Raw genomic sequence first — 19,160 nt, 5'->3', positions numbered from 1 at the left:
GCCCGACGCCCACCCGCCCGCCGGGCCGTCGCGGGGCTCAGCCGAGGGCGTCCACCAGGGCGGCGGCCAGCTTCGCGTCGTCGCAGCGCTCGACGCGCACGCTGTCGCAGCCCACCCACTCGGCCGCCTCCCACAGCGCCCGGGCCATGGGCTCGACGGCCCTGGGGCCCTCGAGCGACACCTGCCGGGCCACCAGCGTCCGGCCCTCGCGCGCCGGATCCACCCGGCCCGCCAGCCGGCCGCCCGTCAGCAGCGGCATCGCGAAATAGCCGTGGACACGCCTGGCCTTGGGCACATACGCCTCCAGCCGGTGGGTGAAGCCGAATATCCGCTCCGTGCGCGGCCGGTCCCAGATCAGCGAGTCGAACGGCGAGAGCAGCGTCGTACGGTGCCGGCCCCGGGGCTCCTCGGCCAGCGCAGCCGGGTCCGCCCACGCCGGCTTGTCCCAGCCCGCCACCTCGACCGGCACCAGCCCCGTACCGCCGATGACCGCGTCGACCTGATCGCCCTTGAGCCGGTGGTAGTCCGCCAGGTCCGCGCGCGTCGCCACACCCATCGCCGCGCCCGCCTGGGCCACCAGCCGCCGCATGCACTCGGCGTCGTCCAGATCGTCGTGGAAGAGGGCGTCCGGCACGGCGCGCTCGGCCAGGTCGTAGACCCGCTTCCAGCCGCGCCGGCGGGTGCAGACCACCTCACCGGTGTCCAGCAGCCACTCCACCGCGATCTTCGTCTCGGACCAGTCGTACCACTCGCCGCCGTTCTTGGCGCCGCCCAGATCCGTGGCCGTCAGGGGGCCCTCGGCCCTGAGCCGGTCCCGGACGGCCGCGCAGGAACGGTCGGCGTCCGCCATGATGTGCCAGCGGTGGCCGCGCTCCCGCATGGCCCGGCGGCGGAAGGCGAACAGCGGCCACTCCTCGATCGGCAGTACGCACGCCGCGTGCGACCAGTACTCGAAGGCCCCCGTCTCGGCGTCCCCGCTCCAGTACGCCTCCTCGACCGCATCGCGCCCGACGGCGCCCAGCCGGGCGTAGGGCACCAGCTCGTGCGAGCGGGCGAGCACCGAGATCGTGTCCAGCTGGACCGCGCCCAGCCGGCGCAGTACCCCCCGGACGCCCCCCTTCCGGTCGGGCGTGCCGAGCAGGCCCTGCGCGCGGAGGGCCACCCGGCGCGCCTCGTCGGCGGAGAGCCGGACGGCGTCCCCGTAGTTCCCGGAAGGGCGTGCGCCGGACGTACCGGCCTTGACGGTGGCGGCAGTTGTCATGCCGATCACCCTAGAGGGGACCACTGACATCGCCCGGTGATGATCAGCCGCGCTCGGGAAACGGCAGGTAGGGGGTGTGGGTCGGCCGGCCGAGGTCCGAGGGGAGCAGCGAGCCGACCCAGGCGTCACGGCGGGTGCCGTTGTAGACGATCTTCGAGCGCATGGTGCCCTCCATCCGGAACCCCGCCTTCAGGGCGACGGCGCGCGAGCCCTCGTTGCCCGCCTCCGCGTACCACTCCAGGCGCTCGACGCCCAGGTCCTCGAAGGCCCAGCGGATCACCTCGCGCGCGGCCTCCACGGTGTAACCGTGGCCGCGGGCCTCCTTGGCGGTCCAGTAGCCGAGCTCGGCCTGGCGCTCGGGGGTGCGCAGCTCGGCGAGCCGCACCAGGCACATGGAGCCGATCAGGCGGGCGTCCTCGCGGGAGAAGAGACCGAACGTGTACATGGAGTCATCGCGCCAGCCGTCCGGGCACTTCGCCTCGACGAACGCGCGGGCGTCCTCCGGCGTGTAGGGGGAGGGCACGCTGGTGTAGCGCGGAATGTCCGGGTCCTGGCAGGCCGCGTGCACGGCGGGTACGTCCGACGAGGTGAACGGGCGCAGCAGCAGGCGTTCGGTGGTCAGATGTATGGGCTCCATGGGCGGAGTCTAGGTTCGGGGCGCTTCGGACGTGTCCGAATTTCGCCGCTCCGGCACCTTCCGGGACTGCCGTTCGTTCTCACAGTGGGTGACACCCGGCCTCGGTGATGACGGACCTCCCGGCGTGGTGGGGTCCTCGCTTACGATGGCCGTTGCGGCGGGGACTGCCCCGTCGTGCCCGCGCACCCCACCGTGCCCAGGCCCGACCGGCAAGGAGCCAGCCTACGTGTCCGTCTTCGGCAAGATCATGCGTGCAGGAGAAGGCAAGATCCTGCGCAAGCTGCACCGCATCGCGGACCAGGTCAATTCCATCGAAGAGGACTTCCTGCACCTCTCCGACGCTGAGCTGCGCGCCCTGACCGAGGAGTACAAGCAGCGGTACGCCGACGGCGAGAGCCTGGACGACCTGCTGCCCGAGGCCTTCGCGACCGTCCGCGAGGCCGCCAAGCGCGTCCTGGGCCAGCGGCACTACGACGTCCAGCTCATGGGCGGCGCCGCGCTGCACCTGGGCTATGTCGCGGAGATGAAGACCGGTGAGGGCAAGACCCTCGTCGGCACCCTCCCGACGTACCTGAACGCGCTGTCGGGCAAGGGCGTCCACCTGATCACGGTGAACGACTACCTGGCGGAGCGCGACTCGGAGTTGATGGGCCGGGTGCACAAGTTCCTGGGCCTGTCGGTCGGCTGCATCCTCGCCAACATGACCCCGGCGCAGCGTCGCGAGCAGTACGGCTGCGACATCACGTACGGCACGAACAACGAGTTCGGCTTCGACTACCTGCGCGACAACATGGCGTGGTCCCAGGACGAGCTGGTCCAGCGCGGGCACAACTTCGCCGTGGTCGACGAGGTCGACTCCATCCTGGTCGACGAGGCCCGTACGCCGCTGATCATCTCCGGTCCGGCCGACCAGGCCACGAAGTGGTACGGCGACTTCGCCAAGCTCGTCACCCGCCTGACCAAGGGCGAGCCGGCGAACCCGCAGAAGGGCGTCGAGGAGACCGGCGACTACGACGTCGACGAGAAGAAGCGCACGGTCGCCATCCACGAGGCCGGCGTGAGCAAGGTCGAGGACTGGCTGGGCATCGACAACCTCTACGAGTCGGTCAACACCCCCCTCGTCGGCTATCTGAACAACGCCATCAAGGCGAAGGAACTGTTCAAGAAGGACAAGGACTACGTCGTCATGGACGGCGAAGTCATGATCGTCGACGAGCACACCGGCCGTATCCTCGCCGGCCGCCGCTACAACGAGGGCATGCACCAGGCGATCGAGGCGAAGGAAGGGGTGGACATCAAGGACGAGAACCAGACGCTCGCCACGATCACCCTCCAGAACTTCTTCCGCCTCTACTCCAAGCTGTCCGGTATGACCGGTACGGCCATGACCGAGGCCGCCGAGTTCCACCAGATCTACAAGCTCGGCGTGGTGCCGATCCCGACGAACCGTCCGATGCAGCGCATGGACCAGTCGGACCTGATCTACCGCACCGAGGTCGCGAAGTTCGCCGCCGTCGTCGAGGACATCGCCGAGAAGCACGAGAAGGGCCAGCCGATCCTGGTCGGCACGACCTCGGTCGAGAAGTCGGAGTACCTCTCGCAGCAGCTGTCCAAGCGCGGCATCCCGCACGAGGTCCTCAACGCCAAGCACCACGAGCGCGAGGCCCAGATCGTCGCCCAGGCGGGCCGCAAGGGCGCCGTCACCGTCGCCACCAACATGGCCGGCCGCGGTACGGACATCAAGCTCGGCGGCAACCCCGACGACCTCGCCGAGGCGGAGCTGCGCCAGCGCGGCCTCGACCCGGAGGAGCACATCGACGAGTGGGCGGCCGCGCTGCCCGCCGCCCTGGAGAAGGCCGAGGCCGCGGTCAAGGCCGAGTTCGAGGAGGTCAAGAGCCTCGGCGGGCTCTACGTCCTCGGCACCGAGCGCCATGAGTCGCGCCGTATCGACAACCAGCTGCGCGGCCGCTCCGGCCGTCAGGGCGACCCGGGCGAGTCCCGCTTCTACCTGTCGCTGGGCGACGACCTGATGCGCCTGTTCAAGGCCCAGATGGTCGAGCGCGTGATGGCCATGGCCAACGTCCCCGACGATGTGCCGATCGAGAACAAGATGGTCACCCGGGCCATCGCCTCCGCCCAGTCGCAGGTCGAGCAGCAGAACTTCGAGACCCGTAAGAACGTCCTGAAGTACGACGAGGTGCTCAACCGCCAGCGCGAGGTCATCTACGCCGAGCGCCGTCGCGTCCTGGAGGGCGAGGACCTCCACGAGCAGGTGGCGCACTTCATGGACGACACCATCGACGACTACATCCGCCAGGAGACCGTCGAGGGCTTCGCCGAGGAGTGGGACCTGGAACGGCTGTGGGGCGCCTTCAAGCAGCTCTACCCGGTCAAGGTCACCATCGAGGAGCTGGAGGACGCGGCGGGCGACCGCGCGGGCATCACCGCCGAGTTCATCGCCGAGTCCGTCAAGGACGACATCCACGAGCAGTACGCCGCCCGCGAGGAGCACCTCGGCTCCGACATCATGCGTGAGCTGGAGCGCCGCGTCGTGCTGTCCGTCCTGGACCGCAAGTGGCGCGAGCACCTCTACGAGATGGACTACCTCCAGGAGGGCATCGGCCTGCGGGCCATGGCCCAGAAGGACCCCCTGGTCGAGTACCAGCGCGAGGGCTTCGACATGTTCACCGCGATGATGGAGGGCATCAAGGAGGAGTCGGTCGGCTACCTGTTCAACCTGGAGGTCCAGGTCGACCAGCAGCTCGAAGAGGTCCCCGTCGAGCAGCGCGAGGCGCCGTCCCTGGAGAAGAGCCAGGACACCGTGCCCGCCGCCCGCCCGGAGATCCGCGCGAAGGGCCTGGACGCCCCGCAGCGCCCCGACCGGCTGCACTTCTCCGCCCCCACGGTGGACGGCGAGGCCGGTCTCGACGAGCGTGACCTCACGGGTGACGAGATGACCGAGTACCGCTCCGAGGCGGACGGCATGACCCGCGCCGAGCGCCGCAAGGCCCAGCGCGGCGCCGCCGGCCGCCGCCGCAAGAAGTAACGGCGCGCGAGGGCCTGTTCGCGCAAGGCCTGTTATCGGGGCGGGACACCACCGGTGTCCCGCCCTTCGCCGTGTTCAGGTACGGGCTCCGCCCAGCTCCACCGCGGCGCACCGCCACCGCCGGTCCGGGCAGTGCTCCAGCCGGAAGGCCAGCGCCCGCAGCCGGTCCCCCGAGGCGATCCGGGCGAACGCCTCGATCACCCCGGGCCGGGGCTGGAACTCGTCGCAGTGGCGCACGAAGGGGATGCCGTGCCCCGGTGGGACGGGCCGCAGGGGCGCCCCGGGAGCCAGCTCGGCCAGCTGGTCGTAGGCCGGGGGCAGGGTGTGCCCGAGCATCCAGTGCACCGGGCGCTGCCCGCTGAGGGTGAGCAGCAGCCGCTCGGCGAACCAGTAGCGCGGATGGCGTCGTTCGCGTTCGTGGCGACGGGCGGCAGCGTCGGCGGCCGGCCGCCGGGAGTCCGTGCGCCGTGGTGGCGCGGCCGGGCCCGGTCCGGCGGGTCCCCTGGTCCTGTACACGCGATCGCCCCCGTGGTGCGCGGCCCGGCTGGTACCGGGCGTGGCTTCGGTCGGTGGATCTTCTACCGGCGCCGTCCGGAGGCGGGCAAGGACGTCCCGGGGGTGGCCTCGGGGCCGGGATCGTTCACCTATCAGGGGGACATGGGGCCCGAGGGGCGGGCACGGTGGGGGACCGGGGCGTCCGGGAGGCGGCCGCCAGGGGGGCTCCGGCACTTCGAAGGGGGACTCGCGCCCGTATGCTGGCAGCACTGTTCGTAAGCCCTCAGGAAGCAGGAAAGCGGCGGTCATGCGCGTCTACGTCCCCCTGACCCTCCCCGGCCTCGCCGAGGCCCACAAGGCGGGCCTGCTGGGCCCGGCGCCGCTGGACGCCTACGCCATCACCCCCGCCCTGCGCGAGTGGTACGTCTCGGACGACACCGAGGAGCTGGAGTACGCGGCGCTGAGCCGGGCCGCGCAGGGCTCGCTGCGGCAGCTGGCGGCCGATCCGCGGGCGCCGCGACGGCGTGTGGTCGTGGCGGTCGACGTGCCCGACACGGCGGTGACCGCCGGCCCGGAGCGCGGGTCGGACCAGTCGGCGCTCGGCGCGGTGCGGCTGGCGGAGGCCGTGCCGCTGAAGAAGGCGGCCTCGGTGCACGTCGACGCGGACGACGCCGAGGAGGACGTGGCCGCCGCCGCGGCCGCGCTGGGCGCGGCGGACCAGGGCGACGACGACGCGCAGTTCACCGTGGACGGGGCCGACGACCACGAGCTGATGTGGTTCGGCGTCCAGGAGATCCCGAACCTCGTCTGAGGGGTCTGTCGGACCCGGACGGTACGGTCGTGAGCATGGGGATGCAGAGCATGGGCACGCGGGGCACGGGGGAGCGGCGCACGGAAGCCGCGCCGCACATCGTCTGGGACTGGAACGGGACCCTGTTCCACGACATCGACGCGGTGATCACGGCGACCAACGCCGCCTTCGCCGAGATCGGCCTGGCGCCCATCACCCTGGCCAGATACCGGGAGCTGTACTGCGTCCCGATCCCGCGCTTCTACGAGCGACTGATGGGCCGCCTCCCCACCGAGGCCGAGTGGCAGCACATGGACGTCGTCTTCCACCGGCACTACGCGGACCACCGCATACGCTGCGGCCTCACGGACGGCGCCGAGTCGTTGCTGGCGCGCTGGCAGGACGCCGGCGGCACCCAGTCGATCATGTCGATGTACGGGCACGAGGACCTGCTGCCGCTGGTGCGGGGCTTCGGCATCGAGCGAAGATTCATCCGGGTGGACGGACGCACCGGGCCTTCCGGCGGCAGCAAGACGGAGCACATGGCGCGCCATCTCGCCGGGCTGGACGGTGTGGCGGCCGGGCGTACGGTGGTCATCGGGGACGCCGTGGACGACGCCGTCGCGGCGGCGCACATCGGTGCCCATGCCGTGCTGTACACGGGCGGCTCGCACAGCCGGGGCAGTCTGGCGGCGGCGGGTGTGCCGGTGGTGGACAGTCTGGCGGAGGCCGTCGCCGAGGCGGAACGTCTCGTTGTCTGAGGCCGTGCTGTCCAGAGTGCGAAGGTTTCGTGGCCGTAATGTATAGAAGCTGCTCATGGACGCGTCCCGGGGGAAGAGCGATAGCCTTACCAGGTGATCAGCGCGATATCCAGCAGGGGCGCCGTCGCCCCTGTCCTGCCCCCGGGCCGCCACCGCGCCCGGGCCGTCGCAGCGGATCCCCGGAGCCGGGCTCTCCTGACGGCGTTTCGCCGTGTTCCGCCCGGCCACCCCTCATCCCGGCGGACCGTCGATGACGACCGGACACCCCGAGTCGCGACGTGAAGCCATCACCACCTATGTCACGCAACGGCGCGCGACAGGAGCCAGAGGACATGCAGACCAAGCTGGACGAAGCAAAGGCCGATTTGCTCGAGCGGGCGGCCCGCGTCGCTGAAGGCAGCCCGGGGGGAGCGCACCCGGCGGGCCCCAAGGGCGAGGGCGGACTCGACCAGAAGACCCTGACCGCCTACCTCCAGCGCTACTACCTGCACACCGCTCCCGAGGACCTCACCGGCCGTGACCCGGTCGACGTCTACGGCGCGGCCATCTCGCACTACCGGCTGGCCGAGAACCGGCCGCAGGGCACCGCGAACGTGCGCGTCCACACGCCGACGGTCGAGGAGAACGGCTGGACGTCCAGCCACTCCGTCGTCGAGGTCGTCACCGACGACATGCCCTTCCTCGTGGACTCCGTCACCAATGAGCTCTCCCGCCAGAACCGTGGCATCCACGTCGTCATCCACCCGCAGGTCGTCGTCCGCCGTGATGTGACCGGCCGCCTCCTCGAGGTCCTCGGCTCCGCCTGCGACGCCCACGGCAACGGCAAGGACACCGAGCTGCCGCACGACGCGCTCGTCGAGTCCTGGATCCACGTCGAGACCGACCGCGAGACCGACCGCGACGACCTCAAGCAGATCGCCGCCGACCTGGTGCGCGTCCTGTCCGACGTCCGCGAGACCGTCGAGGACTGGGGCAAGATGCGCGACGCCGCGCTGCGCATCGCCGAGGGCCTCGCCGAGGAGCCGACCGCCGACGTCCCGCAGACCGAGCTGGACGAGGCCCGTGAGCTGCTGCGCTGGCTGGCCGCCGATCACTTCACCTTCCTCGGCTACCGCGAGTACGACCTGACCAAGGTCACCACCGACGGCGAGGAGGAGGACGTCCTCACCGCCGTCCCCGGCACCGGCCTGGGCGTCCTGCGCTCCGACCCCTCGCACACCGCCAACGGGCACCACGAGGGCCACCACGCCCCGCTGCCCCGCCCCACCTCGCCGTCCTTCAGCCGGCTCCCGGCGGACGCCCGCGCCAAGGCCCGTGAGCACAAGCTGCTCGTCCTCACCAAGGCCAACAGCCGCGCCACCGTCCACCGCCCCTCCTACCTCGACTACGTCGGTGTGAAGAAGTTCGACGCCGCCGGCAATGTGGTCGGCGAGCGCCGTTTCCTGGGCCTGTTCTCCTCGGCCGCCTACACCGAGTCCGTCCGCCGCGTCCCGGTCATCCGCCGCAAGGTCTCCCAGGTCCTGGACGACGCCGGCTTCAGCCCCGACAGCCACGACGGGCGCGACCTGCTCCAGATCCTGGAGACCTACCCGCGCGACGAGCTCTTCCAGATCCAGGCCGACCAGCTGCGCGCCATCGCCACCAGCGTGCTCTACCTCCAGGAGCGCCGCCGGCTGCGGCTGTACCTGCGCCGCGACGAGTACGGGCGCTTCTACTCCGCCCTGGTCTACCTGCCGCGCGACCGCTACACCACCGGCGTCCGGCTGCGTCTGATCGACATCCTCAAGGAAGAGCTCAACGGCACCAGCGTCGACTTCACGGCCTGGAACACCGAGTCCGTCCTCTCCCGGCTGCACTTCGTCGTCCGCGTCGAGCCCGGCTCCGCGCTGCCCGAGCTCTCCGAGGCCGACGCCGACCGCATCGAGGCCCGCCTTGTGGAGGCCGCCCGCTCCTGGGCCGACGGCTTCGCCGAGACGCTCACCGCCGAGGTCGGCGAGGAGCGCTCCGCCGAGCTGCTGCGCCGCTACGGCCAGGCCTTCCCCGAGGGCTACAAGGCCGACCACACCCCCCGCGGCGCCGTCTCCGACCTCGCCCACCTGGAGAAGCTGACCACCGCCGGCGGTGCGCAGGACTTCGAGCTCAGCCTGTACGAGCCGGTCGGCGCGGGCCCCGGCGAGCGCCGCTTCAAGATCTACCGCACGGGTGAGCCCGTCTCCCTCTCCGCCGTCCTGCCGGTGCTCCAGCGGCTCGGCGTCGACGTCGTCGACGAGCGCCCGTACGAGCTGCGCTGCGCCGACCGGGCCAACGCCTGGATCTACGACTTCGGTCTGCGGCTGCCCGGGGACATGGTGGGCGACAACGCGCGCGCCCGGTTCCAGGAGGCCTTCGCGGCCGTGTGGTCCGGCGCCGCGGAGAACGACAACTTCAACAACCTCGTGCTGCGGGCCGGTCTCGACTGGCGCCAGGCGATGGTGCTGCGGGCCTACGCCAAGTACCTCCGGCAGGCCGGTACGACCTTCAGCCAGGCGTACATGGAGGACACCCTCAGCAACAACGTCCACACCACGCGCCTCCTGGTCAACCTGTTCGAGGCCCGGATGTCCCCGGCGCTCCCGCAGGACGGCCGGAACGAGCTGATCGAGGGGCTGCTGGAGGAGCTCGAGGGCGCCCTCGACCAGGTGGCGAGCCTGGACGAGGACCGCATCCTGCGCTCCTTCCTCACCGTCATCAAGGCCACGCTGCGCACCAACCACTTCCAGCGGAACAGCCAGGGCGAGCCGCACTCGTACCTCTCGCTGAAGCTGGACCCGCAGGCCATCCCGGACCTGCCCGCGCCCCGCCCGGCCTTCGAGATCTGGGTCTACTCGCCGCGCGTCGAGGGTGTGCACCTGCGCTTCGGCAAGGTCGCCCGAGGCGGTCTGCGCTGGTCCGACCGGCGCGAGGACTTCCGCACCGAGATCCTGGGCCTGGTCAAGGCGCAGATGGTGAAGAACACCGTCATCGTGCCCGTAGGCGCCAAGGGCGGCTTCGTCGGCAAGCGGCTCCCGGACCCGTCCGTGGACCGTGACGCGTGGCTCGCCGAGGGCATCGCCTCGTACAAGACCTTCATCTCCGGTCTGCTCGACATCACCGACAACATGGTCGGCGGCGAGGTCGTCCACCCCAAGGACGTCGTCCGCCACGACGAGGACGACACCTACCTCGTCGTCGCCGCCGACAAGGGCACCGCGACCTTCTCCGACATCGCCAACCAGGTCGCCGAGTCCTACGGCTTCTGGCTGGGCGACGCCTTCGCCTCCGGCGGCTCGGCCGGCTACGACCACAAGGGCATGGGCATCACCGCCCGCGGCGCCTGGGAGTCGGTCAAGCGGCACTTCCGCGAGCTGGGCCACAACACCCAGACCGAGGACTTCACGGTCGTCGGCGTCGGCGACATGTCCGGTGACGTCTTCGGCAACGGCATGCTGCTCTCCGAGCACATCCGCCTGGTCGCCGCCTTCGACCACCGCCACATCTTCATCGACCCCAAGCCGGACGCGGCGGTCTCCTACGCCGAACGCCGCAGGCTCTTCGAGCTGCCCCGCTCCTCCTGGGCCGACTACAACACCAAGCTGCTCTCCGCGGGCGGCGGCGTCCACCCCCGCACCGCCAAGTCGATCCCGGTCAACGCCCATGTGCGCGAGGCCCTGGGTATCGCCCCCGGCGTCACCAAGATGACCCCCGCCGAGCTGATGAAGGCCATCCTCAGCTCCCCGGTCGACCTCCTGTGGAACGGCGGCATCGGCACGTACGTCAAGGCGTCCACCGAGTCGCACGGCGACGTGGGCGACAAGGCCAACGACGCCATCCGCGTCGACGGCCGGGACCTGCGCGTCAAGGTCGTCGGCGAGGGCGGCAACCTCGGTCTGACCCAGCTCGGCCGCATCGAGTTCGCCCTGGCCGGCGGCCCGGACTCGACCGGCGGCAGGATCAACACCGACGCCATCGACAACAGCGCCGGCGTGGACACCTCCGACCACGAGGTGAACATCAAGGTCCTGCTCAACGCCCTCGTGACCGACGGCGACATGACCGTCAAGCAGCGCAACAAGCTGCTGGCCGAGATGACCGACGAGGTCGGCGAGCTGGTGCTGCGCAACAACTACGCGCAGAACGTGGCCCTGGCCAACGGTGTGGCCCAGGCGCCCAGCCTGCTCCACGCCCACCAGCGGATCATGCGCCGCCTCACCCGCGACGGCCACCTCGACCGCGCCCTGGAGTTCCTGCCCGCCGACCGGCAGATCCGGGAGCGGCTGGCCGCCGGCCGCGGTCTGACCCAGCCCGAGCTGGCCGTCCTGCTCGCCTACATCAAGATCACCACGGCGGAGGAGCTGCTCGCCACCGGGCTGCCCGACGACCCGTACCTCCAGCGACTGCTCTACGCCTACTTCCCGCAGGCCCTGCGCACGTCGTTCGGCGAGAACATCGACAACCACGCGCTGCGCCGCGAGATCGTCACGACCGTCCTGGTCAACGACACGGTCAACTCCGGTGGCTCGACCTTCCTCCACCGCCTGCGGGAGGAGACCGGCGCCTCGCTGGAGGAGATCGTCCGGGCGCAGACCGCAGCCCGCGAGATCTTCAGCCTGAACGAGGTCTGGGACGCCGTCGAGGGCCTGGACAACGTGGTCGCCGCCGACGTCCAGACCCGCATCCGGCTGCACTCACGCCGGCTGGTCGAGCGCGGCACCCGCTGGCTGCTCAACAACCGCCCGCAGCCGCTGGAGCTCGCGGAGACCATCGCGTTCTTCCGCGAGGGCGTGGACACGGTCTGGGCCGAGCTGCCCAAGCTGCTGCGCGGCGCCGACATCGAGTGGTGGCAGTCGATCCACGACGAGCTCGTCGACGCCGACGTGCCCGACGAGCTGGCGGTCAAGGTCGCGGGCTTCTCGTCCGTCTTCCCGGCGCTGGACATCGTCGCCACCGCCGAGCGCACGGGCAAGGAGCCGCTGAGCGTCGCCGAGGTCTACTACGACCTGGCCGACCGGCTGCACATCACCCAGCTGATGGACCGCATCATCGACCTGCCGCGTGCCGACCGCTGGCAGTCCATGGCCCGCGCCTCCATCCGTGAGGACCTCTACGCGGCCCACGCCGCGCTGACGGCCGAGGTCCTCTCCGCGGGCAACGGCTCCGCCACGCCGGAGGAGCGCTTCGCCACGTGGGAGGAGCGGAACGCCGCGATCCTGACCCGGGCGCGGACGACGCTGGACGAGATCCGCGGGTCGGACGCGTTCGACCTGGCCAACCTGTCGGTGGCCATGCGCACGATGCGCACCCTGCTGCGTTCGCACACCTGACGGGTGACCGCCGCACCGGCATGAAGGGGGCGGCTCCGGGGAAAACCCCCGGGGCCGCCCTTTTCGTATGTGTAAGAGAGTCGGATGACAGTCGTTCCGCGGCTCACGGCCACCCGGACGGCGCACCGGGAGATGGCCGTCGCGGCGGCCGTCCAGCTGGCCGTCGCCGCCGTCGGCTTCGCCGTCCTGCTGCTGGTCAACCACCACCTCGGCCATGGGACGCGCTGGCTGCTGTACCGCTGGGACAGCGGCAACTACCTCCGGATCGCCGAGCGGGGCTATCCCCGCCTCATCCCCCACCGCCCCGACGGCACGCCCGACTACACCCGGCTCGCCTTCTTCCCGCTCGTCCCCGCGCTGATCCGCGGTCTGCACCTGGTGACCGGCCTGCCCGCCGACTGCGCCGGGGTGCTGATCTCCTGGTGCGCGGCGGCGGTGGCGGGGGCCGGGGTGTACACGCTCGTACGGCACTGCGGGGGAAGCCGGGGCGCCGGGTACGCGTGCGTGGCGCTGTGGTCCTGTTCGCCGTACGCCTTCGCGCTGTGGGTGCCGTACTCGGAGGCGGTCTTCAGCGCCCTGCTGATGTGGGCCCTGGTGGCGCTGGTGCGGCGCCGCTGGGTCACGGCGGGCGTCCTGTGCGCCCTGGCGGGCGCCGTACGGCCGACGGCGACAGTGCTGATCGCAACGGTGCTGCTGGCCGCCGGCGGGGCGGTGCTGCGCCGGCGGGACGGCGCGCGGCCGTGGGCGGCGCTGGCCCTGGCGCCGCTGGGGCTGCTGGGCGGCTGGCTCTACCTGGGCAGCCGGGTGGGGCGCTGGGACGGCTGGTTCGAGGCGGAGCGGGCCTGGGGGCAGACGTTCGACTTCGGCGCGGGCACCGCGGACTTCCTGCGGCAGGTCTTGCTCTACCGCGACCCTCGCGCGGTCACCGATGTGCGCCATGTCGCCGTGGTCGCCGTGGTGCTGCTGACGGCGGCCGCGGTGGTGGCGCTGGCACTGGACCGGCGGGTGCCCTGGCCGCTGGTCGTGGCCGTCGCCGGAGCCTGGCTGCTGATGGTGGGGACGCCGGGCTCGCCGTACTCCAAACCACGTTTCATGCTGCCGTTCCTGCCGGTTCCGCTGTTGTTGGCGGCCCGGCCGCTCGCGCGTGTTCCGCTGGGGGTGAGGGTGTGTCTCTACGGTGGAGGTGCGGTGGTCTCGGGTTGGTACGCGGCCGGGTTGCTCGTGCTGTTCGACGGGTCGCCGTGAGGGGAGCCGTGGCGCCCGGCCCGCCCGGGCAGGGCCCTGAACACCCAGGCGCGGTAGGACCAGAAGCGGAACAGGGTCGCCGTGGCGATGCCCAGGAACTTGAAGAGGTTGCCGAGGAGCGCCCCGCCCCAGCCGAAGCCGTAGGTGGCGATGTAGAGGACACCGTTCTCGATCACCAGTCCGATGCCGCTGAAGGCCGCGAAGAGGGCGATCTCCCTGCTGCGGTGGCTCCTGTCGCGGTCGCGGTAGGTGAAGTGGCGCAGGCCCAGGTAGTTGAAGGCGATGGCGACGGCCGTCGCGATCACGCTGCATCGCACCACCGGCAGGCCGGTGGCGCCCCGGCACACATTGAAGACCCCGAGGTTGACGAAGATCCCCAGCCCGCCCACGGTGCCGAACTTCGCGAACTCCCGGGCCAGCGCCGACAGCCGCCCCCGGCCGGGCGGACGCCGCCTCCTCGATTCCGTCGGTCTCGATTCCGTCGGGCGCAAGGGCATCTCCAGATACGGTCGCCACGCGTAGCGGACATCTCACGTAGACAACCGATTGTAGTGTAAATTGCCGCAAAAACTGACGCAGTGCGACAGTGTGACCACAATGGGCGAGGCCGCGATGGGTGAGGAACTGGCATGACCGAGGCGGTACTGCTCGTCGGAGGCAAGGGAACCCGGCTCCGGCCGCTCACCATCAACACGCCGAAGCCGATGGTCCCGGCCGCCGGGGTGCCCTTCCTCGCCCATCAGCTGGCCCGCGCCAGAGCCGCCGGCGTCGAGCACGTCGTGCTCGCCACCTCCTACCTCGCCGAGGTCTTCGAGCCCTACTTCGGCGACGGCTCCGCCCACGGCCTGCGGCTCACCTACGTCCACGAGGAGGAGCCGCTGGGCACGGGCGGGGCCATCCGGCACGCCTCCATCGCCCTGACCTCCGGGCCCACCGACCCCGTGCTCGTCTTCAACGGCGACATCCTCACCGGCCTCGACGTCGGGGATCTGCTGCTGCGCCACGAGCGGGCCCGGGCCGATGTCACCCTCCATCTCACCCGGGTGGCCGACCCCCGCGCGTTCGGCCTGGTGCCCACCGCCCCCGACGGCCGGGTCCTGGCCTTCACCGAGAAGCCGCGCCGCCCCGAGGAGATCGTCACCGACCAGATCAACGCCGGGGCCTATGTCTTCCGGCGCGAGATCATCGACACCATCCCCCCGGGGCGGCCGGTCTCCGTCGAGCGGGAGACCTTCCCCGGGCTGCTGGCCGCCCGGGCCGTGCTGCACGGCGTGGTCGACGCCTCGTACTGGCTGGACCTGGGCCGTCCCTCGGCCTTCGTCCAGGCGTCCGCCGACCTCGTGCGCGGCGTCGTCCGCTCCCCGGCCGTCCCCGGGGACCCCGGCGAGTACCTGGTGCTGCCCGGCGCCCGGGTGGCGGACGGGGCGCGGCTGCTCGGCGGCACGGTGGTGGGAAGCGGCGCGTACGTCGCGGCGGGCGCCGTCGTGGACGGATCCGTCGTGCTGGACGGCGCCCGGATCGAGGAGGGCGCGCACGTCCGGGCGTCCATGGTCGGCACCGGCGCCAGGGTCGGCCCCCGGACCCTCCTCGACGACGTGGTGATCGGGGACCGCTCCGACATCGGCGGGGACAACGAGCTGCGCGAGGGGGCGCGCGTCTGGTGCGGGACCGCGATCCCCGACGCCGCCATCCGCTTCTCGGCCGTCTGAGCGTCACCGCCTGCCCGTACGCGAACACCGACTTAGTGTTTGACCGACTCAGCGTTTGACCGACTCAGTGTTTGAACATCCGCCGACCGCCAACTGTCGCCAGCCGCCCACTCCCGCTCTCCATCTGCCGAGGATCCGCTCATGAGCCCTCCGCGCACCCCCGCCGCCGCGACACCGCTCCCCGCCGAATGGGGCCGTACCCCGCTGACCGTCGTGATGCCGACGTACAACGAGGCGCAGAACCTCCCCACCATGGCCGAGGCGCTCATGGCCCTGCCCCTCGAAGGGCTGCGGCTGCTGGTGGTCGACGACAACAGCCCCGACGGCACGGGCACCGTCGCCGAGCAGCTGGCGGAGAAGTACAACGAGCCCGGCCGGACGCGCATGGGCGTCATGCACCGCACCACCAAGGACGGCCTCGGCCGCGCCTACGCGGCCGGCATGGAGCGGGCCGTCGCCGAGGGCGCCGTGTACGTCCTCCAGATGGACGCCGACGGCAGCCACCCGACCGGGAAGATCTCCGAGATGCTCGGCGTCGCCCTCGCCACCGGCGCGGACGTGGTCGTCGGCAGCCGGTACGTCCCCGGGGGCACCCTCTCCGACGCCTGGAAGGCCCACCGCAAGCTGCTCTCCCGCTGGGCCAACGCCTACGCCAGCGGGATCCTCGGCACCCGGGTCCGCGACATCACCAGCGGCTTCAACCTGTGGAGCGCGGACGCCCTGCGGGCCGTAGGGCTCGGCAGCGTCGACAGCGCGGGCTACAGCTTCCAGGTCGAGACCAAATACCGCGCGCTGCGCGCCGGTTTCACGGTCATGGAGGTGCCCATCCACTTCGAGGACCGCACCGCCGGGGAGTCGAAGATGAACCTCGCCGTGCAACTCGAATCCGTGGCCATGCCCTGGCGGCTGCGGTCCAGAGCGCTCCGCGCGCCGGCGGCCGGCAAGCGCCCCCACTGACCCGTGAGCCCGCCCACGGCCTTCAGGACGCCCCGGCCGCCGCTCTCCCGGACCTCCCGGCCGCGCCGGGCGGGCCTGCCGCGCCGGACGGCCGCGGTCGCCGTCCTGCTGCTGGGCGTCCTGCTGCTGCTCATGGTGGTGCGGCTGCCGTGGTCCGGCGACCTCGGGATGCACGCCGCGGTCCTGGAGCGGCTGCGCGCGGACCTGGTCCACCCGGGCAACCCCCTGGTGGACGAGGACACACCGAGCCCGTACTACTCGCCGTGGACGGTCGCGCTGGCGCTGGTGGCGACGGCGACCGGCTGGGGCACCTTCGGGGTGCTGCGGCTGGCCGGTCTCGCCGGCCTCGCCCTGCTGGGCACGGGCCTCGCCGCCTTCACCCGGACGTTCAGCCGGGCGCGGATCGCCGTCCCGCTCGCGCTGCTGTGCGTGCTGCTGCTGTACGGGGTGGTGCCGTTCGCGTGGAGCGGGATGCCGGGGCTGGCCTCGCTCAGCCTGACCCTCGCCTATCCGGGCACCTTCGCCCTGGGCCTCTCCTGCTGGCTGTGGGCGCTGCTGCGCCGGGCACGGACGGCCGGCTGGGGGCTGCCGGGGCATGTGGGGCTGGGGTTTCTGCTGGGCTCGGTGTTGCTGGTGCATCAGTTCACCGGCGTTGTCGCGGTGCTGGGGGTCCTGGCGGTGCTGCTCGGCACGCGGCCGGGGCCGGGTGGGGCCGGGTGGGCGCGGTTGGCGGCGGGGGGCGCCGTGGCGCTGGTGCTGCCGCTGTGCTGGCCGTACTACTCCTTTCCCGCGCTGCTCGGCGGGGGTGGGCTGGACCCCGTCCACCGGGCGCTCTACGGCCGTGCGGCGGAGCGGTTCTGCCTGGTGGCCGTAGGGGTGGCGGCCCTCGGGGCGCGGTGGTGGCGCGATCGCCGCGATCCGCTGGCGCTCCTCTTCGGGCTGGGGACGGCGGTCGTCGCGGCGGGCTGGGTGAGCGGTCATTACGCGTGGGGGAGGGCGCTGCCGGCCGTGCTGATCCCGGCTCAGCTCGCGCTCGCCGTCGAGACGGCCGAGGCTCTTGAGGGCCGTGAGGCCTTTGAGGACTGTGAGGCCTCTAAGGGACGTGGGTCCTCTAAGGGCTGTGAGGCCTTTAAGGGGCATGGGGCCGGTGGTGAGCGGTTGCGGCGCGGTCTGCCGGTGGTGGCGGTGGCGGCGCTGCTGGCCGGGACGTGGGCGCAGGCGGGAGTGCTGTCGTACGTGCTCCGGAGGGAGGCAGTGCCGCCCGGGCTGCGCGAGGCGCCCGTCATCGCGCTGTGGCCGCGTTTCGGCTGGGCTGTGGCGCATGTGCCCAAAGGGGCGACGGTGATGACGAACGACTACTACGCGCTGCGAACGCTCCCCGCGTACGGCCCATACACCGTCGCCCCGGCCTATCCCGACCTCTTCCTCCCCGACGAGAAGCGGCGCCACGACGCCACGCGGCGCTACTTCGCCCCGGCCACCTCCCGGGCCGAGCGGCTCGGCATCCTCAAGGAGTACGGCGTGACGTGGGTGCTGCAGAAGAACGGGGCGGCGGGCCTGGCCCCGGGCGACCCCGCGCTCAGGAAGGCGGCCCAGGGGCCGGGCGGGCGCGTGCTGCTGGAGGTCGTCGGACGATGAGCGCGACGGAGACCGCGCCGGTGACCGTGCCGTCCTTCGGTGACGTGGCCTCCGCGTGGCTGCGCGGCCGGGCCCCCCGGCCCGCGCTGGTCTCGGCGGTGCTGGTGTTCACCCTGAGCTCGGTGCGGGCGTACGGCAAGGCGCGTTCCGGCATCGACAACGCGGTGGTGGTGCGGGCGGCGCATGCGCTGCTGAGCGGCGGGTCGCCGTACGCGGACAAACGTTTCCTGTATCCGCCGGGGGCGGTGTTCGCGGCGCTGCCGCAGACGCTCCTCTCGGAGAAGGTGCTGTTCTATGTCGTGCCGGTGGTGACCGGTGCGCTGGTCGCGGTGGGCGGGGTGCTGGCGCTGCGGATCTTCGGGGTCCGGGCGGACAGCCGGCTGGCGGTGGCGCTGGCACTGGGCACGGCGCTGTTCCTGCCCTTCCAGAGCCTGGTGTTCCTGGGCAACTGGACGGCGGCGTCGGTGGTCGCCTTCCCGGCGGCCCTCCTGCTGGCGCGGAACGGGCGGTGGTCCGCGGCGGGCGTGGTGGTCGGGGCGGCCGTCGCGCTCAAACCGATGCTGGTACCGCTGTTTCTGCTGTTCCTCCTGGCGCGGCAGTGGCGGGCGTTGGCGTGGGCGCTGGGGGTGCCCGCCGCGATCTCGCTGTCGGCGGCGGTCGCGCTGCCCAGGCCGGGGCTGTTCTTCACCCGGACGCTGCCGTTCCTGCTGCACGGCCAGGACGCGTACGCCCGCCCGTACGACGCCTCGTGGCCGGCCGTGCTGCCCCGGCTGGGAGTGCCGCACACGCTGGCGTTCGCGCTGGCGGCCGTGGCCGGGACGGCGGTGCTGTACTTCGCGTGGCTGCGGTGGCGCCGCGGGGGAGACCCGGCGCTGCGGCTGGTGGAGTGCGCCGCGCTGCTGATGCTGGCCGCGTTCGTGGTCTCGCGCCCGTCGTTCCTCAACTACGCGCTGGTCGTGGTGCCCTCGCTGGCCACGTCGGTGGTGGTGCGGGGGGCGACCGCGAGGTCGGTGTGGTTCTGGGTGCCTCTGGTGCCGCAGTTGGGCGGAGTGCCGTGGCCGGGTGTGGACAGTGGGCAGCGGCACGCGTTCCGGGACGTGGTGATGTTCGGCGGGCTGGCGGCGGTGCTGGGGCTGGCGGCGTGGCGGGGAAGAGGGCGGGACGCAGGGATTGTCACGGAGAGTAGTTGTGGTTACTCTCTGTGTTCAGAGGTTTCGGAGGCCTTGGAGGTCTCGGAGATCTCGGAGGTTGAGGCCCGGCCCGATCCGGAAGCGAGGTGAAC

General features: G+C 71.8%; 13 protein-coding genes. 9 read left to right on the top strand and 4 right to left on the bottom strand.

What is annotated here, in order from left to right:
- Positions 1–37: 37 nt before the first annotated feature.
- A complete protein-coding gene (locus RM609_RS32245; protein WP_311615845.1) occupies positions 38–1,291 on the bottom strand; it encodes a winged helix-turn-helix domain-containing protein in 1,254 nt (417 codons plus the stop codon).
- Between the two features lie 13 nt (positions 1,292–1,304).
- On the bottom strand, positions 1,305–1,898 hold the full coding sequence (locus RM609_RS32240) for a GNAT family N-acetyltransferase (protein WP_311615843.1): 594 nt from the start codon (positions 1,896–1,898) through the stop codon (positions 1,305–1,307).
- 226 nt (positions 1,899–2,124) lie between these two features.
- On the opposite strand from RM609_RS32240, the gene secA reads away from it, so the two are divergent.
- Entirely contained in the window at positions 2,125–4,944 is a 2,820-nt protein-coding gene (secA, locus tag RM609_RS32235) for a preprotein translocase subunit SecA (RefSeq protein WP_311615841.1), read from the top strand.
- Between the two features lie 75 nt (positions 4,945–5,019).
- Here secA and RM609_RS32230 read toward each other — a convergent pair whose 3' ends face one another.
- A complete protein-coding gene (locus tag RM609_RS32230) occupies positions 5,020–5,460 on the bottom strand; it encodes an Rv3235 family protein (RefSeq protein ID WP_311615839.1) in 441 nt (146 codons plus the stop codon).
- Positions 5,461–5,746: 286 nt separating this feature from the next.
- Here RM609_RS32230 and RM609_RS32225 point away from each other — a divergent pair, with 286 nt between their 5' ends.
- The 4 genes from RM609_RS32225 to RM609_RS32210 all read left to right on the top strand — a co-directional run bounded on the left by RM609_RS32225 (position 5,747) and on the right by RM609_RS32210 (position 13,574).
- The gene (locus RM609_RS32225; RefSeq protein WP_311615837.1) at positions 5,747–6,250 is read left to right on the top strand and encodes a DUF6912 family protein; all 504 of its coding nucleotides are present in this window, start codon (positions 5,747–5,749) and stop codon (positions 6,248–6,250) included.
- A gap of 35 nt (positions 6,251–6,285) precedes the next feature.
- The gene (locus tag RM609_RS32220) at positions 6,286–6,990 is read left to right on the top strand and encodes an HAD family hydrolase (protein ID WP_438828590.1); all 705 of its coding nucleotides are present in this window, start codon (positions 6,286–6,288) and stop codon (positions 6,988–6,990) included.
- Positions 6,991–7,322: 332 nt separating this feature from the next.
- Positions 7,323–12,329 carry an NAD-glutamate dehydrogenase gene (locus tag RM609_RS32215; protein WP_311615835.1) on the top strand — a complete coding sequence of 1,669 codons (5,007 nt, stop codon included), beginning with the start codon at positions 7,323–7,325 and terminating at the stop codon, positions 12,327–12,329.
- A gap of 84 nt (positions 12,330–12,413) precedes the next feature.
- Positions 12,414–13,574, top strand: a complete 1,161-nt coding sequence (locus RM609_RS32210) for a glycosyltransferase 87 family protein (RefSeq protein ID WP_311615833.1) — start codon at positions 12,414–12,416, stop codon at positions 13,572–13,574.
- Here the strand turns inward: RM609_RS32210 and RM609_RS32205 are convergent.
- The gene (locus RM609_RS32205; protein WP_311615831.1) at positions 13,502–14,065 is read right to left on the bottom strand and encodes a GtrA family protein; all 564 of its coding nucleotides are present in this window, start codon (positions 14,063–14,065) and stop codon (positions 13,502–13,504) included. The genes RM609_RS32210 and RM609_RS32205 overlap by 73 nt on opposite strands.
- A 138-nt stretch (positions 14,066–14,203) precedes the next feature.
- On the opposite strand from RM609_RS32205, the gene manB reads away from it, so the two are divergent.
- From manB to RM609_RS32185, 4 genes are all read left to right on the top strand, one after another.
- Positions 14,204–15,283, top strand: coding sequence for a mannose-1-phosphate guanylyltransferase (manB, locus tag RM609_RS32200; protein ID WP_311615829.1), 1,080 nt, complete (start codon positions 14,204–14,206; stop codon positions 15,281–15,283).
- A 141-nt stretch (positions 15,284–15,424) separates the two neighbouring features.
- Positions 15,425–16,240, top strand: coding sequence for a polyprenol monophosphomannose synthase (locus tag RM609_RS32195; RefSeq protein WP_311615827.1), 816 nt, complete (start codon positions 15,425–15,427; stop codon positions 16,238–16,240).
- Between the two features lie 3 nt (positions 16,241–16,243).
- Entirely contained in the window at positions 16,244–17,878 is a 1,635-nt protein-coding gene (locus RM609_RS32190) for a hypothetical protein (RefSeq protein ID WP_311615825.1), read from the top strand.
- Positions 17,875–19,158 carry a glycosyltransferase family 87 protein gene (locus tag RM609_RS32185; protein WP_311615823.1) on the top strand — a complete coding sequence of 428 codons (1,284 nt, stop codon included), beginning with the start codon at positions 17,875–17,877 and terminating at the stop codon, positions 19,156–19,158. Before RM609_RS32190 ends, RM609_RS32185 begins: the two co-directional genes overlap by 4 nt.
- Positions 19,159–19,160 lie beyond the last annotated feature (2 nt).

Source organism: Streptomyces hesseae, assembly GCF_031845785.1.
Taxonomy (GTDB): Bacteria; Actinomycetota; Actinomycetes; order Streptomycetales; family Streptomycetaceae; genus Streptomyces; species Streptomyces hesseae.
This window is presented reverse-complemented; position numbering and strand designations above follow the sequence as displayed.

Excerpts from the sequence above, each read along its gene's own strand:
- RM609_RS32245 (WP_311615845.1), bottom strand. The coding sequence starts at position 1,291 with ATGTCAGTGGTCCCCTCTAGGGTGATCGGCATGACAACTGCCGCCACC.
- RM609_RS32240 (WP_311615843.1), bottom strand. The coding sequence starts at position 1,898 with ATGGAGCCCATACATCTGACCACCGAACGCCTGCTGCTGCGCCCGTTC.
- RM609_RS32225 (WP_311615837.1), top strand. The coding sequence starts at position 5,747 with ATGCGCGTCTACGTCCCCCTGACCCTCCCCGGCCTCGCCGAGGCCCAC.
- RM609_RS32220 (WP_438828590.1), top strand. The coding sequence starts at position 6,286 with ATGGGGATGCAGAGCATGGGCACGCGGGGCACGGGGGAGCGGCGCACG.
- RM609_RS32215 (WP_311615835.1), top strand. The coding sequence starts at position 7,323 with ATGCAGACCAAGCTGGACGAAGCAAAGGCCGATTTGCTCGAGCGGGCG.
- RM609_RS32210 (WP_311615833.1), top strand. The coding sequence starts at position 12,414 with ATGACAGTCGTTCCGCGGCTCACGGCCACCCGGACGGCGCACCGGGAG.
- manB (WP_311615829.1), top strand. The coding sequence starts at position 14,204 with ATGACCGAGGCGGTACTGCTCGTCGGAGGCAAGGGAACCCGGCTCCGG.
- RM609_RS32195 (WP_311615827.1), top strand. The coding sequence starts at position 15,425 with ATGAGCCCTCCGCGCACCCCCGCCGCCGCGACACCGCTCCCCGCCGAA.
- RM609_RS32185 (WP_311615823.1), top strand. The coding sequence starts at position 17,875 with ATGAGCGCGACGGAGACCGCGCCGGTGACCGTGCCGTCCTTCGGTGAC.